Below are 14958 nucleotides of genomic sequence, written 5' to 3'. Positions count from 1 at the left end.
ATCTCTCTTGCGGTCTCATGCAAATAATGCTATACTAATTTAGAATATTTGCGCGATCTATCAAAGGAATGAGGATGTAACTATGCGGCCAGTGCTCAAAAAAACCATTGTAGATGAAATCGTCAACAGCGTGATGGATGCGATCCGTTCCGGCGAGATGAAACCGGGTGACCGTTTCCCGAGCGAACGTGCGCTGGCCGAGCAGTGGAGCGTCAGCCGCGCTTCCGTGCGCGAAGCAATGAAAGCTCTTTCCTATGCGAATATCATTGTTATAAAGCCCGGCGACGGCACCTATCTGACCCTCCACGACGCGGTCGGAAAAATGGGCTCGCCGCTGCTCTCTTCCACGCCTGATCCCAAGGATCTGACCGAGCGGGTCGAAGCCCGGATTATTCTGGAGCGCCACCTGGCGCGCCTGGCGACCGAACGCATTACGCCCAAAGCGCTCTCTGAGATGGAAAAGTCGCTGGATAAAATTGAAAAAGCGCGCCAGAAAAAAGATGTGGCTACGCTCATCGACGCGGATTACGAATTTCACCGCAAGATCGCTGAGGCTGCGCAGAGCCGCTATCTGCAGCAGGCGTACGACAACATCCTGCTAAGCGGCCCCGAATGGCTCGCGATCCGTGAGGAATCCTTTCAGCTGCGCGCCTCCACGGCGGACAACCATTGGGAAATTTTTGAGGCGATTAAAAGCGGCGATCCGGATGCAGCTGAGGAGAAGGTGTGTGAACACGGAAAAACCATTCTGTGGCGTTACCGGCGTTACATCAAACAGGATTCGGAATGACCGGATTTCCCCTGCCGAATACGGCGCTGGCCTTTCGGGCCGCCGCGTTGGCGGGATACTTGCCGCCGGTATTTGAATTTGATTGCAAAGGGGTCTTTGATCTGTTCTATTCCACAACATACCAATCTCCCGTGGGACTCCTTACCCTTGCGTGTGATGGGGAAAATTTGGCGGGCCTTTGGATGGAGGGCCAGAAGTACTTCGGAAATACCATCCCGGAGCGCATGACAAAAAAGGCTGACCTGCCGGTATTGCGCGCCGCAAAAGACTGGCTGGACCGCTATTTTGCCGGGGAGAAGCCCGGGATTTCTGAACTCCCTCTGCGCCCTATCGGGGGAACCTTTCGTCAAGAGGTGTGGAATATGCTGTGCGCAATCCCCTACGGAGAGGTGACCACCTACGGCGATATTGCCAAAAAAATGGCGGCTAAAATGGGCAGAAAAACGATGTCCAGCCAAGCGGTGGGCGGCGCTGTGGGACATAACCCCATCTCCATCATCATCCCCTGCCACCGGGTGGTAGGCGCCAGTGGAAGCCTGACCGGCTATGCTGGAGGCGTTGAAAAAAAGATCATGCTCCTGGAGCTGGAGGGCGTGGATATGTCCCGACTGTTTGCGCCTGTAAAAGGGAGCGCCTTATAATCCTTTCTCCAGGCATCACATCCAGGAAATGAAAAAGCGCGGGTGCGCCCCCATGCCTATAGAAAAACCCCGGTCACATGTGACCGGGGTTTTGTTTTATGCCTGCAGGCGAGGCAGCACCTCGTTGTCAAAGAAGCGCTTCACCTGCTTGGGATCCACGCTCAGCACCTGATCCTCGTCCTCAAACTTCGCGGATACGGCTCCCGCGCAGTTTCCAAAACAGAACGCGGCTTTGATCTCAATCTGTTCAGCCAGATCGTGATCCGAAACCAGCTCCTGCAAGTCACTGATCACATTGTAAGAGCCTTTCAGGTAGCAGGCGCTTCCCACACACACTTCCAATACGCGCATTTGGCTTCCTCCTATTCTTCCGATCCACCCTGATAGTGGACGTGGAGCAGTTCGTGCCGGTTTTTGCGCAGCACCCCGTTATAGAGTGCCATGATCATCGGATTTTCCTCCGAACGCTTGATCTGGGACTGCTGGTCAACACTGTAAATGCCCTTCGCGCGCTCCTCGCGCTGTTTTGTAAAGCCAAGCGGCTGCCCGGCGCCGCCGATGCATCCGCCCGGACACGCCATAACTTCCACCAGGTGATAGGAGGCCTCCCCGCTTTCGATCTTCCCGATGAGTTCCTGTGCTTTTCCAAGCCCGTTTACAACGGCGATCTTAATCTCCTGGCCATCGACTGTAATTGCGGCCTCCTTGACAGCCTCCATGCCGCGCACGCCGCAAAATTCAATTTCCCGCAGGGTATTGGAATCCTTTTGTTCGGCGCAGCGGCGGATGACCGCCTCGGCCACGCCGCCGGTGGCGCCAAAGATAACGCCCGCTCCACTGCCAAGCCCGAACGGCATATCCGGGGACTCGCTTTCAATTTCGTCAAAGACGATGCCATTTTCTTTGATCATCGTGCTGACCTCCTGGGTGGTCAGCACATAGTCGACATCCACAAGGCCCGCCCGGACAAATTCGCTGCGGGCGGCTTCGGATTTTTTGGCGGTGCAGGGCATGATCGCAATGACCACCGTTTCCTTGCCGTCGACAGCCTGCATCGATTTATAGTGCTCTTTGAGCACCGCGCCGAACATCTCCATCGGGGATTTGCAGGAGGAGATGTTTGTGAGATATTCCGGTTTGCGTTTCTCGACGTAGCGCACCCACGCCGGGCAGCAGGAGGTGAACATTGGGAACGGGCCGCCCGTTTCGATCCGCTTGAGGAATTCGCTGGCCTCCTCCATGACTGTAAGGTCCGCGCCGAGGGTGGTATCAAAGACATAGTCCACACCCATCAGCTTGAGCGCCGCGACCAGTTTGCCCATGACATTTTCACCCGGCGCGAGGCCGAATTCTTCTCCGATTGCAACGCGCACCGCGGGCGCGATCTGCACGACGACCCGCTTCTCCGGGTCCTGGATCGCCTTCCAGGCGCGGCCAATGTCGCCCTTGATCGTGATGGCGCCGGTCGGACAAACCGCCGCGCACTGGCCGCAGCCCACACAGTCGGTTTCCCCAATTTCACGCCCGAACGCAGGCATGATCCGCAGATTGGAGCCGCGGTGGGCAAAATCTATGACGCCCATCCCCTGCACCTCGCTGCACATGCGCACACAGTCGCCGCAGAGGATGCATTTATTCGGATCGCGCAGGATGGATTTGCTCGAACGGTCGAGCTCCATTTTCTCACGGGTATCTTCAAAGCGGATGCGGCGGATACCGTACTGAAGCGAAAGCTCCTGCAGTTTGCATTTACCGTTCTTTTCGCAGACGGTGCAATCCCGGCAGTGGGCCGCGAGCAGCAGCTCGAGGATCATTTTACGGTGTTTTTGAAGCTTGGCGGTGTTGGTCCGGATTTTCATGCCGTCCCGCGGCTGCATCGAACAGGATGCCTCCACGCCGCCCCATTCGTTCTCCACAACACACATCCGGCAGGCGCCGTAAACCGAAAGTTCCGAATAATAGCAGAAGGTCGGGATTTCGATCCCCGCCTTGCGGATAACTGCCAATACGTTTTTCTCTCCGTCAAAAGCGACCCGCTTGCCGTCGATATACATGATTCCTTTGCTCATGGTTAAGCCTCCTTAATCGCCCCAAACGGGCAGGTATCCACGCAGGCGCCGCATTTGATGCATTTGTTCCGATCGATGACGAACGGTTCCTTGATCTTCCCGGTAATCGCGTTCACCGGGCAGCCGCGCGCGCATTTGCTGCAGCCTTTGCACTTTTCGGGATCGATCGTATAGACCTTCAGCGCCTGACAGTCGCCCGCGGGACAGCGCTTGTCGACGACATGGGCGAGATACTCGTCTTTGAAGTATTTGAGCGTAGACTGCACCGGGAACGCCGCGGTTTTTCCGAGCCCGCACAGTGCGGTCTTGGAGATGGTTTCGGCCAGCTCGTCAAGCAGGTCGAGATCCTCCGGCGTGCCGTTGCCGTGAACGATCCGTTCGAGGATTTCCAGCATCCGCTTGGTACCCTCGCGGCAGGGGACACATTTGCCGCAGGATTCGTTCTGGGTGAAATTCATGAAGAACCGGGAAACCTCGACCATGCAGGTCTTGTCATCCATGACGACCAGGCCGCCCGAGCCGACCATCGCGCCGACCTTTTTAAGCGAGTCGAAATCCATCGGCAGGTCGAGGTGTTCTTTCGTGAGACAGCCGCCGGACGGCCCGCCGATCTGCACCGCCTTGAAGTCGCGGCCATTTTTGCCCCCGCCGCCGATATCAAAGATGACCTCGCGCAGGGTGGTGCCCATCGGCACCTCAATGAGCCCTGTGTTGTTGACATTGCCGGTGAGGGCGAACGCCTTGGTGCCCGGGCTGTTTTCGGGACCGATCGATTTGAACCAGTCCGCCCCGTTGAGGATAATCATCGGGACGTTGGCGAAGGTTTCCACATTGTTAAGGACGGTTGGCTTTCCAAAAAGCCCCTGTTCGACTGTGCGCGGGGGCTTGACGCGCGGCATGCCGCGGTTGCCCTCGATCGAAGCGGTCAGCGCGCTTCCTTCGCCGCAGACGAACGCGCCCGCGCCCTGGTTGATATGCAATTCGAAGCTGAAACCGGACCCCAGGATGTTTTCCCCGAGCAGGCCGAGTTCCTTGGCTTTTCGGATCGCGGTTTTGAGGCGGTTGACCGCCAGCGGATATTCGGCGCGGACGTAGATGTAGCCTTCCTGTGCGCCGGTCGCGTAACCCGCGATCATCATGCCCTCAAGCATCTTGTGCGGGTCGCCCTCCATGATCGAACGATCCATAAAAGCGCCCGGATCGCCTTCGTCGCCGTTGCAGACGACATATTTGACAGGCTCCTTCTGGCGGCGCACCTGTTCCCATTTGCGGCCGGTCGGGAACCCGCCGCCGCCGCGGCCGCGCAGATTCGATTCGGAGATCTGCTTGCAGATCTCCTCGCCGGTCATCGAGGAAAGCGCCTTTGCGAAAGCTTCATAGCCGCCTTTGGCGATGTATTCGAGCACGTCCTCCGCGTCGTTCTGTCCGCAGTTATGCAGCACGAGGCGGGTCTGTTTTTTATAAAACGGGATCTCATGCTGACTTGGATAGGTCCTGCCTTCCAGCTTATAAAGCAGGCGGTCGATCACCTCGTCGCCGATCACCGATTTTTCGATGATCTCTTCACAGTCGTCCGGTTTCACCTTGATGTAGAGCACGTCCAACGGCTCGATCTTCAGCAGCGGGCCCATCTCGCAGAATCCATGGCAGCCGCTCTTTTTGAGCCCGATATTTTCGCCGTGGGGCTCGTGGCGCAGTTCGACACAGACGTCAAGCCCGCGCTCCTCACAGGCTTTTTTGATCCGGTCGTAAATGACCAGCGAACCGCCCGCGACGCAGCCGGTACCGGCACAGATGAGCACCTGTTTTTTCTGCATGCCGAGCGAACGCTGCGCAAACCCGCGCAGTTCAGAAAGCTCGGCGTATGTATTGACCTTAGGCATTTCCCGCGTCCTCCTCTTTGAGTTCTTTCAGCAGCTCCCGCGCTTTGTCCGGCGTCATGGCGGGATGAACTTTGTCGTTCACCGTCAAAACCGGCGCAAGCCCGCAGGCGCCCAGGCAGGAGACGGTTTCCACCGTAAAAACCTGGTCATCGGTGGTGTGTTTCTTATCCGAGAGGCCCAGTTCCTTGCGCAGCGCTTCCAGGATCGGAATCGACTTGCGCACATGGCAGGCGGTGCCGTCGCAGATGCGGATGACGTATTTGCCCTTTGGTTCAAGCGAAAAATTCTCGTAGAAGGTGGCGACGCTGTACACCTTCGCCACACTGATGCCCAGCCCCTTTGCAATGTACTCGAGAATATCGGGCGGCAGATAGCGGTATTCCGCCTGGATATCCTGCATGATCGCAATCAGGGCGGATTCCTTTTTTCCATGCGCCTGAAGAATTTCTTCAGCCTTGTCAAAATTGGTTGTGTTTCCCATATGGACCATCCTTCTTTACGTTTTCGTCGCACACGCCACGGTGCATCGGCAGAGGGGAGATTGATAAAATTGTAACAATCCAAAACAAGTTAAGTATACCATAGGCAACAACTTTTGGAAAGGCATTTTAGTTGGACTAATTGTAGAATTTTTTCCTTCTTTTTTGGGCAAAAAAACTGTTTTATCGGTCAATGGCTAATTCCCCTCGTTTTTGCAGATTTTCCTGGCCCGCAGAGATTGACAATTAATTAACACTCGTCGTATACTTAAAGCAATATTGACCAAATTTTGAATTGTCAGCCGGGAGGTTTACATTGTGAAAGTTCTAATCTGTATTGGCAGCGCCTGCCATGTCAACGGCTCCTACCGCGTCCGCGAACGTTTTGCCGAGCTGGTCCGGCAAAATCATCTCGAGGACCGCGTCCAGCTCGGGTCAAGCATCTGCCTGGGACATTGCGACCAGGGCGTCAGCATCCAGGTGGACGGCCGGCTCATCACCGGCGTCACGCCCGAAAACGCCGAAAGCGTCTTTGAAAATCACATTCTGAAGGAAGCGGGCTGAACCAGATGGAAATCCTGAAGCTGAAAAAAGCCAACTGCAAAAATTGCTATAAATGCGTCCGCGGCTGTCCGGTGAAGGCCATCGAAGTGAAAAACCACCAGGCACAGGTCATCCTGCAGGATTGTATCTACTGCGGCAATTGTATCCTGGTATGTCCACAGCAGGCCAAGGTGGTGCGCAGCGATATCCAAGCGGTCGAAAGCGCGATCGCAGGCGGCAAAACCGTCGTTGCAAGCGTAGCGCCCGCTTTTATCGCAAGCTATCCGGTCGACGGATTTGACGCCTTTGCGCAGGCGCTGCGCGCGCTGGGCTTTGCTGGCGCGCGGGAGGCAGCCGAAGGGGCATATCTGGTGAAGTCCCGCTATGAACAGCTTGTGCGCGAACGCCGCGGTCAGCTGCTCATTTCTTCCTGCTGCCCGACGGTTGTAAAGCTCATCCAAACGCGTTTTCCCAAGGCTTTGCGGCATCTCGCGCCGGTTCTCTCTCCGATGCAGGCGCACGCCAAACTCCTGAAAACGCAGGACCCGGATGCGGTGGTCGTATTCATCGGGCCCTGCATCTCCAAGAAGGACGAATGCGAGCAATTCCCGGACGGAGCGGATTACGCGCTCACTTTTGATGAGCTGAACGACTGGATGCAGGCGCGCGGGATCTCCTTTCCATCCCGTTCCGCAGAAAGCGCCCCGCGCCGTTCCCGTTTCTTCCCGGAAAGCGGCGGCATTCTGAAGAGCATGGAACAGGAAAACGGCTGCCACTATCTTGCGGTGGACGGCCTGCAAAACTGCATGGAGGTGCTCGAAGAGATCGGAAAGGGCCGTCTTTCCGATTGTTTTGTCGAGATGAGCGCCTGCAGCGGCAGCTGTATCGGAGGGCCCTGCGCGGGCGGGAAAAAGGAGGCGCTCGCCTCGCGTATCCGGGTGGAGGCGTTTGCCGGCGGCGGACGGACAGATGATTTCGACCTGCCTGATTCCCCGGCGCTTGAAAAGAGCATCCCCGATCTGGAGGTGATCTGTATCCCGCCGAGCGAGCAGGAGATCACCGCGATCCTCCAGAAGATGGGTAAGCACCGTCCGGAGGACGAACTCAACTGCGGCACCTGCGGATATGCTACCTGCCGGGAAAAGGCGGCCGCGGTTCATTTTGGCCGGGCAGAGATCAGCATGTGCCTGCCCTATATGAAGGAACGCGCGGAGTCGGTCTCCCTCCAGGTGATTGACGCGGTTCCAAGCGCAATTGTCACGGTCAATACCGATCTCACCATACAGGAGCTCAACCGCGCGGCCGGAGCGGTTTTCGGCCTGCTTCGTCCACAGGAGCTGATCGGCGCGCCGGTTTCCCGCATTCTCAACGAGTTCGACTTTGTCAAGGCGATCACTTCGGAAAGCGGGCGCTTTTCCCAGAAAGTCTTCCTGCCCGAATATCAAAAATATCTGGAGCAGGAGTTCCTGTACGATAAGGGCATCGGAATCTGCATCTGTATCATGAAGGATGTCACCGAAGCCGAACTGGAAAACGAAAAAATCATGGACGTCAAGCTGAGCGCCGCGCGCATCACTGATGAGATCATTGAAAAGCAGCTGCGCACCGTTCATGAAATTGCTTCCCTGCTGGGTGAAACGGCCGCCGAGACCCAAGTGGCGCTGACCGACCTCAAGGAGGCAATTCTGCTGGAGGGGCACAGAAAATGAAGGATCTCTTCATGGAGGGCGGCTATGTCAGCATCAATAAACACGACCAGCCGGTCTGTGGCGATTTTTATACCACTGTCAAAACAGAAAACGGTACGACCATCGTACTTTCGGATGGGCTTGGCAGCGGAGTCAAAGCCAATATTCTCGCAACGCTGACCGCAAAAATCCTCAGTACGATGATGGCGCGCAAGCTGCCAATCTCCCAGTGTATCCGCACCATGGCCGACACCCTCCCGGTTTGCAAGGTGCGTAAAATGGCTTATTCGACCTTTACCATCCTGCAGCTGGATGACAACCGTACCGAAGCCTATCTCGCGCAGTTCGACAACCCGCCCGCAATCCTGCTGCGCGCGGGGAAAAACTTCGATTACGAGCGCAGCCGCCGGATTATCGGCGGCAAGGAGATTTCCGAAAGCGTCCTGCGGCTGGCGGCCGGAGACTTTCTTATCCTTTTTTCGGATGGGGTAACCAACGCGGGGCTCGGAAAAACGATGCTCGACGGCTGGCCGCGCGAAGATATTATCAAACATCTGGAGGACTGCTACGCGCCGGACCTCTCTCCACAGCGGATGGCCGCCACATTGGCCGAAGCCTGCATGGATCTCGATCTTGGCTCGCCGGACGACGACATCACCATCATCGTCTACAAGCTGCGGAAACGGCAGGCGGTCAACGTCCTCATCGGCCCGCCCGCGCATAGAGAGGATGACGAAAGCGTGATGCGCATGTTCTTTTCAAAGGAGGGACGGCATATTGTCTGCGGCGGCACCACCGCACAGGCGGCCAGCCGGTATCTGCGCGCGCCGGTTGTTCCGCTGCCGGATACCGGCACCGAGGAGATCCCCGCGGCCGCTTCGATCAAAGGCATCGACCTTGTGACCGAAGGGGTCATCACCCTTGGCAAAGTGCTCGAAATCGCACAGGAATACACCGCCGGAACCCGGGTGGCCTTTGAAATCAAGAACCGGACCGACGGCGCGTCGCTTCTCGCGCGGATGCTCTTCGAGGAGGCCACCGACATCAATCTTTTTGTGGGGCGCGCGGAAAACAAGGCCCACGAGCGGTTGGATGCAGAAATCGGTTTCCCCGCGAAAATGGGGATCATCAAACAGATTCAGGAGTGTCTGCTCCATATGGGTAAAAATGTTAAACTCAGCATGTGCTGAGCCGCTGCGCAGTCCGTGGGTTTTACCTGCATCATATAATTGAAAAAGGGAACAGGGCGCCCTCAGGTGCCCTGTTCCCTTACAAAATTTTCTATGCGATACGCATCTGTGCCGATTTTCCACGAAATGCCGGCTTGCTGTTCTGATTCCGGTGGGAGACCGGAGCCTTTGCAGCCGGTTGTGTCCATTCCCCGAGCATCAATTTGCGCATCTTTGCCTGGGTCAGATCCATAAAGCTCTTCAGCTTGCCATATTCCTGCCGGGATACGAACGTGTAGGCGCTGCCGGTTTGCCCTGCCCGCCCGGTCCGTCCGATGCGATGGACATAGCTGTCTGCATCTCCGGGAATGTCATAGTTGATAACAGCGTCAATATTCTGGACATCGATGCCTCTGGCAGCCACATCGGTGGCGACCAGCACACGGATCTGCCCACTGCGATACCGCTTCATAACCATATTCCGCTGGCTTTGGCGCAGATCCCCATGCAGGGCATCCGCTTTGATCCCCTTTTCATTGAGCTGCGCGGACAGCCTGTCAGCCATAGACTTTGTAGCCACAAACACCAGGGAAAGGCCAAACTTCTTCTCCTCCAGCAGGCTGAGCAACGCGGGGGTCTTTTCTTTTGACGGCATCTGGCTGTAATACTGTTCCACCCGGTCAACCGATTTCCCCGTTTCCTGAATTTCAATTTTCCGGGCGTCCCGCTGGTGCTGGGACGCGATCTGCCGGATGTCCGCGGAAAGTGTTGCGGAAAACAGAACTGTCTGCCGCTCTTCTGGGACATTTCGCAGAATTTCCTTGATATCGTCCCGGAAGCCCATATCCAGCATCCTGTCCGCCTCATCCAGCACGATCTGGGAAACCGTCTCCAATCGGACCGTGCGGCGGCTCATATGGTCCATGAGCCTTCCGGGCGTCGCCACGAGGATTTGCGGTTTGCGGCGCAAATCTGAAATCTGCCGTCCAATGGGCTCACCGCCATAAACCGCCTGGATCCTTACGCCCGGCTTATAGGCGGCAAGGGATTTCAGGACGGTCGCGGTCTGCACCGCCAGTTCCCGCGTAGGGCACAGGATCACGGTCTGCACATAGTGTACGCCCGACTTAGCCATCTCCACAGCTGGGATGCCGAAAGCGCAGGTCTTGCCGGTGCCGGTGGGAGCCTGAACCAGCAGATCCTGGCCATCCAGCATTGGCAGTATAGCGGCCTCCTGGACCTGGGTAGGGGTCTGGAAGCCCATTTTGTCCAAGCCCTTATTCAATTCCGGGCTCAAGCCAAATTTGATAAATTGATCGTTCATTCACAATCCCTTTCTTGTGTTGATAAGCGCGAAAAAGCCGCCGGCCCTTTACGGGGCGGGCGGCTCCGGCATGTCTTAGGCCACCTTGACATTGACAGCGCGCAGCTTGCGGCTGTTCTTAGGGTCCTGCTCGGTGTCAAAAGTCACCTTATCGCCTTCATTGAGGGATTTGTAGCCGTCGCTCAGGATGGCGGAGAAGTGAACGAAGACATCCTCGCCACCATTGTCGTTGCTGATAAAGCCGAAACCCTTGTCAGCATTGAACCATTTTACTGTACCGTTATTCATAATTGGTACCTCCAAAAATTATTATTCGTACCCGCAAACTTACAAAAAAACACATGTTTTTGTAAACCTTCAAATAATTGAATGCTTACAAAAACATGTGAGACAATGCAAATATTTAGAATACATGTTTAGTATATCACACAACAGTTGTAATGTCAACTTGTGAAATATAAACAATTTTATCCGCGCACTTCCTTCCCCGATCCCATCCGCCGCCCGGAACCAAGCCACAGGCCGGCGGCGGATGGATCGGAAGCCGGAACAACCGTCAGAAACAGCTGCGGATCTGCCGCAGGACGCCCGGGACATCCAGCCCGTATTCCGCCAGGAGATCGGCAGGCTTTCCGGACTGCCCAAAGCGGTCCTGCACACCGATCTTCCGGAATTTGTAGTCCCCGGTACCGATCAGCACATCGGCAACCGCGTCACCAAGCCCGCCAATGACACTGTGCTCCTCAATGGTGACAACCCTTTTACAGGTTCCGGCATATTTGAGTACGCATTCACGGTCAATCGGCTTGATGGTATGCATGTTTATCACCGCTGCCGAAATATTTTCCTGCGCCAGCATCCGCGCGCAGTCGAGCGCGGTCTTTACCATGATTCCGCAGGCAAACAGGACCACATCGCTTCCCTCCCGCAGAACATTCGCCTTGCCGAGGGTAAAAGGCATCTCTTCTTCAAAAACGTGGCTTGGCGTGCGGGCAAGGCGCAGATAGACCGGCCCGTTCATTTGGGCGGCGGCAAAGGTGGCGCGGCGGGCTTCGCCGGCATCGCACGGGACCACAACCGTCATGCCGGGGATCACCCGCATAAGCGCGATATCCTCGATGGCCTGATGGCTGCCGCCGTCCTCCCCGAGCGTGATGCCCGCGTGGGTCATCGCAAGCTTGACGTTGAAATGCGGATAAGCGACGCTATTGCGGACCTGTTCATAGGCTCGGCCAGCTCCGAATACCGCAAAGGTGCTGCAAAAAGGGATATACCCCATTGCGGAAAGGCCGGCGCTCATCGAAACCATGTTGGCCTCGGCGATTCCCGCATTAAAAAAACGTTCCGGATATTTTTCAGCAAAATAACAGGTATAGGTGGCGTGCGCAAGATCTGCGTCGAGCGCGACCACCCGCTCGTCCCGGCCGCCCAGCTCGGCCAGCGTTTCGCCGTACGCGGCGCGGATTGCTTTCAATTCACTCATCTTCTTATCCCTCCAGTTCCCGGAGCGCCCGTTCGAGTTCTTCCGAATCAGGCGCTTTGCCATGCCAGCCGACACCGTTTTCCATAAAGGAAACCCCCTTGCCCTTGACCGTGTGGGCAAGGATACATTTCGGCCTGCCCGGCATTGCCGGCACTTCCAGCGCAGCGGCCACCTGGCGGATATCGTTGCCGTCTGGCAGTTCAATCACATCAAACCCGAAAGCGGTAAATTTTGCGTGCAGGTCGCCCAGCGACATGACTTCCTCGTTTCTGCCGTCGATCTGCAGGCCGTTGTTGTCGATCAGGATGGTCAGATTGTCTAGGCGGTAATTGGCGGCCGCCATGCAGGCCTCCCAGACCTGGCCTTCCTGCAGTTCGCCGTCGCCAAGCAGCGTATAGACTCTGACGCCGTTCTTCTGCAGTTTCGCACCGAGCGCCATCCCCACCGCGATGGAAATTCCCTGGCCAAGCGAACCGGTCGAAGCGTCGACGCCCGGGACTTTTTTGGTATCCGGATGCCCCTGCAGGATACTGTGCAACTGGCGGAAATTTTGAAATTCTGCTTTATCAAAAAAGCCGAGATCCGCAAGAACCGCATAATAGCAGGGGGCTGCATGCCCCTTGCTCAGAACGAAACGATCCCGGCAGGGATCCTTTGGATTTTTCGGATCAAACCGCATCTGGGTGTAATAAACGCCCGCCATCAATTCCACGGCGGAAAGCGAACCGCCCGGATGACCGCTGGCGGCATTGCCCACCATCGTCAGGATATCCCGGCGTAGAAGCCGGCATTTTTCCTCGAGCGCTTGTATATTCATCAGGTTTTCCTCCATTTTTTCAGAAAAAAGCAGCCGCGCGGAATCCGCGGCTGCTTTTCCCGTACTATGAAAAGATCATTCAGATTTCCGGCTGCCAGCCGCAAAGATCCTGGAACGCAGCAAGCATATGTTCCGTACTTGCCTTTGCTGCATCCTCCGGATGATTTCCCGCAATGGCCTCCAGGATCTGCTCATGCGGCATGAGCGCATGCTCCGCATGGGCTTCAAAGCGGAAACTGGTCTGGCGCAGAAGCTTGAAATAGTGGTTTGTGATGCGCACAAGCGACAGCAACAGGTCATTGTGGGTCACCCGCGCGATCCGTTCGTGAAATTTGGCATCCAGTAGTTCCAGCGTTTCGTTATCCCTGCGGTGGACTGCCTCCACGAACGCTTTATGAATTGCACATAGGTCGTCAATATCCTGTTCGGTCGCATTTTCTGCCGCCAGGCGGGCCGCCAGGGGATCGAGCGCCATGCGCACAAACAGATAGTCGCTCATCTGAACCTTGTGTGAGGAAATCCAGTTGGTCGCTTCCTGGACAAAATCCCGTTCCTTGCTTTTGACAAAAGCACCCTTCCCGGTTTGTATATCCAGGTATCCCTGTGACTGCAGGACACGGTAAGCTTCCCGCACAGTTGTGCGGCTGATATTCAGTTCTTTGCAGAGCGCCACCTCGGCCGGCAGCTTTTCTCCCACCTCGATATTGCCGCCCTGCACATATTCAATCAGCTTTTCCACCGCAAGGTCAACTGTGGATTTCTTTTGAATCGGTTCCATAAACTACCACCTAAAACGAATTGCCCAACAAGAGTTTCGGTACTGTGAGAATTATCTGTGGGAAAATATTGATCAGCGCAAGAACGGCCAGCAGCCCCACATAATATGGCGTGACCGCTTTGAAAGCCCGCTGGAACGAGATCCCTCCCAGCTTTGATGTGATGAACAGGCAGATCGCCATCGGCGGGGTCAGAAGCCCGATCATCAGGGCAAATATCATTATAACACCAAACTGGATCGGATGCATGCCAATTTGTTGGACAATCGGCATTAAAATTGGCGTTAAAATGAGGATGCTCGCATTGGTTTCCATAAAAGTTCCCATGAAGAGCAGCAGCAGGTTGATCAGCAGGATAATCACCGCCGGACTGCTGGTGATGCTGAAGAGCATCTCAGTCGCGCGTTCGGCGATTTTCTCCATGCCAAGCACCCATGCGAATACCTTGCCGGAGGACATCAGCAGCATGACCAGCCCGAGGTTCTCAATGCCGATGACCAGCACGCGCAGGATGTCGTCAAATTTGAGCTCCCGGTAGATGAACACGCCGACAAACAGGGAATAGAACACGGCCACAGCCGCCGCTTCGGTCGGTGTGAAGAAACCGGAAAGGATGCCGCCCACGAGGATGATCGGGGAAAGCAGCGCCGGCAGCGCCGAAAAGAACGCCTTGGAAATCTCCCCAAACTTTGCGCGCGGATGTTTCGGATATTTGCGTTTTTTGGAAATGATATATACGGTGATCATCATGAATAGCCCCATGATGACGCCAACCGTGATGCCTCCCATGAAAAGCGAGCCGATCGAGACACCCGCCGCGATGCCGAACATGACCATCGGGCTGCTGGGCGGGATGATTGGGCCGATGATCGACGAGGCCGCTGTGACGCCGACCGAAAAATCGACGTCAAAGCCTTCCTCGGTCATCGCCTTGATTTCAATCGCGCCCAGCCCCGCGCAGTCGGCAACCGCCGCGCCGGACATCCCCGCGAAGAGCATGCTCGAAAGGATGTTGACGTGGCCGAGGCCGCCGGTGATGTGGCCGACGCAGCAGTTTGCAAAATGGAAGATACGTTTTGTGATGCCGCTGCTGTTCATCAGCTCACCCACGAGCATGAAAAACGGAATCGCCAGCATCGTATAGGAGGAAACGCCGCTGATCATTGCCTGCGGGATAAAGGTGAGCGAAACCGATCCGGTGAGGACGACATAGAAAAAAGCCGAAAGAACCATCGAGAAACCGACCGGCACACCCAGAATAATCATCAGGATAAATCCCAGTACCACAACCATCTC

Annotated in this window: 15 protein-coding genes; 5 read left to right on the top strand and 10 right to left on the bottom strand. The window is 56.0% G+C overall.

Translation table 11 applies throughout. From position 1 onward, the window contains the following. Positions 1–82: 82 nt before the first annotated feature. Both DWV16_RS12415 and DWV16_RS12410 read left to right on the top strand, forming a co-directional pair. On the top strand, positions 83–790 hold the full coding sequence (locus DWV16_RS12415) for a FadR/GntR family transcriptional regulator (protein WP_066456310.1): 708 nt from the start codon (positions 83–85) through the stop codon (positions 788–790). A gap of 101 nt (positions 791–891) precedes the next feature. Next, positions 892–1431, top strand: a complete 540-nt coding sequence (locus DWV16_RS12410; protein WP_118479556.1) for a methylated-DNA--[protein]-cysteine S-methyltransferase — start codon at positions 892–894, stop codon at positions 1429–1431. A gap of 96 nt (positions 1432–1527) precedes the next feature. On the opposite strand, the gene DWV16_RS12405 is transcribed toward DWV16_RS12410, so the two are convergent. From DWV16_RS12405 to DWV16_RS12390, 4 genes are read right to left on the bottom strand one after another with little or no spacing between them, the layout of a single operon-like run. Then, the gene (locus tag DWV16_RS12405) at positions 1528–1782 is read right to left on the bottom strand and encodes a (2Fe-2S) ferredoxin domain-containing protein (protein WP_066456308.1); all 255 of its coding nucleotides are present in this window, start codon (positions 1780–1782) and stop codon (positions 1528–1530) included. An 11-nt stretch (positions 1783–1793) separates the two neighbouring features. Continuing rightward, positions 1794–3500, bottom strand: coding sequence for a [FeFe] hydrogenase, group A (locus tag DWV16_RS12400; protein ID WP_066456306.1), 1707 nt, complete (start codon positions 3498–3500; stop codon positions 1794–1796). Positions 3501–3502: 2 nt separating this feature from the next. Then, complete coding sequence (locus tag DWV16_RS12395; RefSeq protein WP_118479514.1) at positions 3503–5383, bottom strand: NADH-quinone oxidoreductase subunit NuoF; 1881 nt, start codon at positions 5381–5383, stop codon at positions 3503–3505. Further along, positions 5376–5864 (bottom strand): NAD(P)H-dependent oxidoreductase subunit E, encoded by a 489-nt coding sequence (locus DWV16_RS12390; protein ID WP_118479512.1) that lies wholly within the window; start codon positions 5862–5864, stop codon positions 5376–5378. Before DWV16_RS12390 ends, DWV16_RS12395 begins: the two co-directional genes overlap by 8 nt. Before the next feature lie 316 nt (positions 5865–6180). Between DWV16_RS12390 and DWV16_RS12385 the strand changes: the two genes are divergently transcribed. Genes DWV16_RS12385 through DWV16_RS12375 form a run of 3 tightly spaced genes read left to right on the top strand, consistent with a single transcriptional unit; the run spans position 6181 to position 9283 of the window. Then, entirely contained in the window at positions 6181–6426 is a 246-nt protein-coding gene (locus tag DWV16_RS12385) for a (2Fe-2S) ferredoxin domain-containing protein (protein WP_066456298.1), read from the top strand. Positions 6427–6431: 5 nt separating this feature from the next. Beyond that, the gene (locus DWV16_RS12380) at positions 6432–8114 is read left to right on the top strand and encodes a [Fe-Fe] hydrogenase large subunit C-terminal domain-containing protein (protein ID WP_118479510.1); all 1683 of its coding nucleotides are present in this window, start codon (positions 6432–6434) and stop codon (positions 8112–8114) included. After that, on the top strand, positions 8111–9283 hold the full coding sequence (locus tag DWV16_RS12375; protein WP_066456293.1) for a PP2C family protein-serine/threonine phosphatase: 1173 nt from the start codon (positions 8111–8113) through the stop codon (positions 9281–9283). The genes DWV16_RS12380 and DWV16_RS12375 overlap by 4 nt, the downstream gene beginning before the upstream one ends. A 91-nt stretch (positions 9284–9374) precedes the next feature. Here the strand turns inward: DWV16_RS12375 and DWV16_RS12370 are convergent, their stop codons facing one another. From DWV16_RS12370 to DWV16_RS12345, 6 genes are all read right to left on the bottom strand, one after another. Beyond that, entirely contained in the window at positions 9375–10586 is a 1212-nt protein-coding gene (locus tag DWV16_RS12370) for a DEAD/DEAH box helicase (RefSeq protein WP_118479508.1), read from the bottom strand. Between the two features lie 75 nt (positions 10587–10661). Continuing rightward, a complete protein-coding gene (locus DWV16_RS12365; protein ID WP_066456275.1) occupies positions 10662–10874 on the bottom strand; it encodes a cold-shock protein in 213 nt (70 codons plus the stop codon). Positions 10875–11142: 268 nt separating this feature from the next. Further along, positions 11143–12069: a transketolase family protein gene (locus tag DWV16_RS12360; protein WP_118479506.1), complete on the bottom strand. Its 927-nt coding sequence runs from the start codon at positions 12067–12069 to the stop codon at positions 11143–11145. A gap of 4 nt (positions 12070–12073) precedes the next feature. Then, the gene (locus tag DWV16_RS12355) at positions 12074–12886 is read right to left on the bottom strand and encodes a transketolase (RefSeq protein WP_118479504.1); all 813 of its coding nucleotides are present in this window, start codon (positions 12884–12886) and stop codon (positions 12074–12076) included. Between the two features lie 79 nt (positions 12887–12965). After that, positions 12966–13664 (bottom strand): FadR/GntR family transcriptional regulator, encoded by a 699-nt coding sequence (locus tag DWV16_RS12350; protein ID WP_066456266.1) that lies wholly within the window; start codon positions 13662–13664, stop codon positions 12966–12968. A gap of 10 nt (positions 13665–13674) precedes the next feature. Beyond that, positions 13675–14955, bottom strand: coding sequence for a TRAP transporter large permease (locus DWV16_RS12345; RefSeq protein WP_066456263.1), 1281 nt, complete (start codon positions 14953–14955; stop codon positions 13675–13677). Between the last annotated feature and the right edge of the window lie 3 nt (positions 14956–14958).

The sequence above is a fragment of the Anaerotruncus sp. AF02-27 genome (assembly GCF_003465835.1).
GTDB classification, from domain to species: Bacteria; Bacillota; Clostridia; order Oscillospirales; family Ruminococcaceae; genus Anaerotruncus; species Anaerotruncus rubiinfantis.
Note: the sequence above shows the minus strand (reverse complement) of the source record. Positions and strands in the feature narration are given on the sequence as shown.

What these genes read in the sequence shown, in the direction of transcription:
- DWV16_RS12360 (WP_118479506.1), bottom strand. Translation starts at nt 12,069, where the DNA reads ATGAGTGAATTGAAAGCAATCCGCGCCGCGTACGGCGAAACGCTGGCC.
- DWV16_RS12390 (WP_118479512.1), bottom strand. Translation starts at nt 5,864, where the DNA reads ATGGGAAACACAACCAATTTTGACAAGGCTGAAGAAATTCTTCAGGCG.
- DWV16_RS12400 (WP_066456306.1), bottom strand. Translation starts at nt 3,500, where the DNA reads ATGAGCAAAGGAATCATGTATATCGACGGCAAGCGGGTCGCTTTTGAC.
- DWV16_RS12365 (WP_066456275.1), bottom strand. Translation starts at nt 10,874, where the DNA reads ATGAATAACGGTACAGTAAAATGGTTCAATGCTGACAAGGGTTTCGGC.
- DWV16_RS12405 (WP_066456308.1), bottom strand. Translation starts at nt 1,782, where the DNA reads ATGCGCGTATTGGAAGTGTGTGTGGGAAGCGCCTGCTACCTGAAAGGC.
- DWV16_RS12415 (WP_066456310.1), top strand. Translation starts at nt 83, where the DNA reads ATGCGGCCAGTGCTCAAAAAAACCATTGTAGATGAAATCGTCAACAGC.
- DWV16_RS12345 (WP_066456263.1), bottom strand. Translation starts at nt 14,955, where the DNA reads ATGGTTGTGGTACTGGGATTTATCCTGATGATTATTCTGGGTGTGCCG.
- DWV16_RS12380 (WP_118479510.1), top strand. Translation starts at nt 6,432, where the DNA reads ATGGAAATCCTGAAGCTGAAAAAAGCCAACTGCAAAAATTGCTATAAA.
- DWV16_RS12395 (WP_118479514.1), bottom strand. Translation starts at nt 5,383, where the DNA reads ATGCCTAAGGTCAATACATACGCCGAGCTTTCTGAACTGCGCGGGTTT.
- DWV16_RS12350 (WP_066456266.1), bottom strand. Translation starts at nt 13,664, where the DNA reads ATGGAACCGATTCAAAAGAAATCCACAGTTGACCTTGCGGTGGAAAAG.
- DWV16_RS12355 (WP_118479504.1), bottom strand. Translation starts at nt 12,886, where the DNA reads ATGAATATACAAGCGCTCGAGGAAAAATGCCGGCTTCTACGCCGGGAT.
- DWV16_RS12370 (WP_118479508.1), bottom strand. Translation starts at nt 10,586, where the DNA reads ATGAACGATCAATTTATCAAATTTGGCTTGAGCCCGGAATTGAATAAG.
- DWV16_RS12375 (WP_066456293.1), top strand. Translation starts at nt 8,111, where the DNA reads ATGAAGGATCTCTTCATGGAGGGCGGCTATGTCAGCATCAATAAACAC.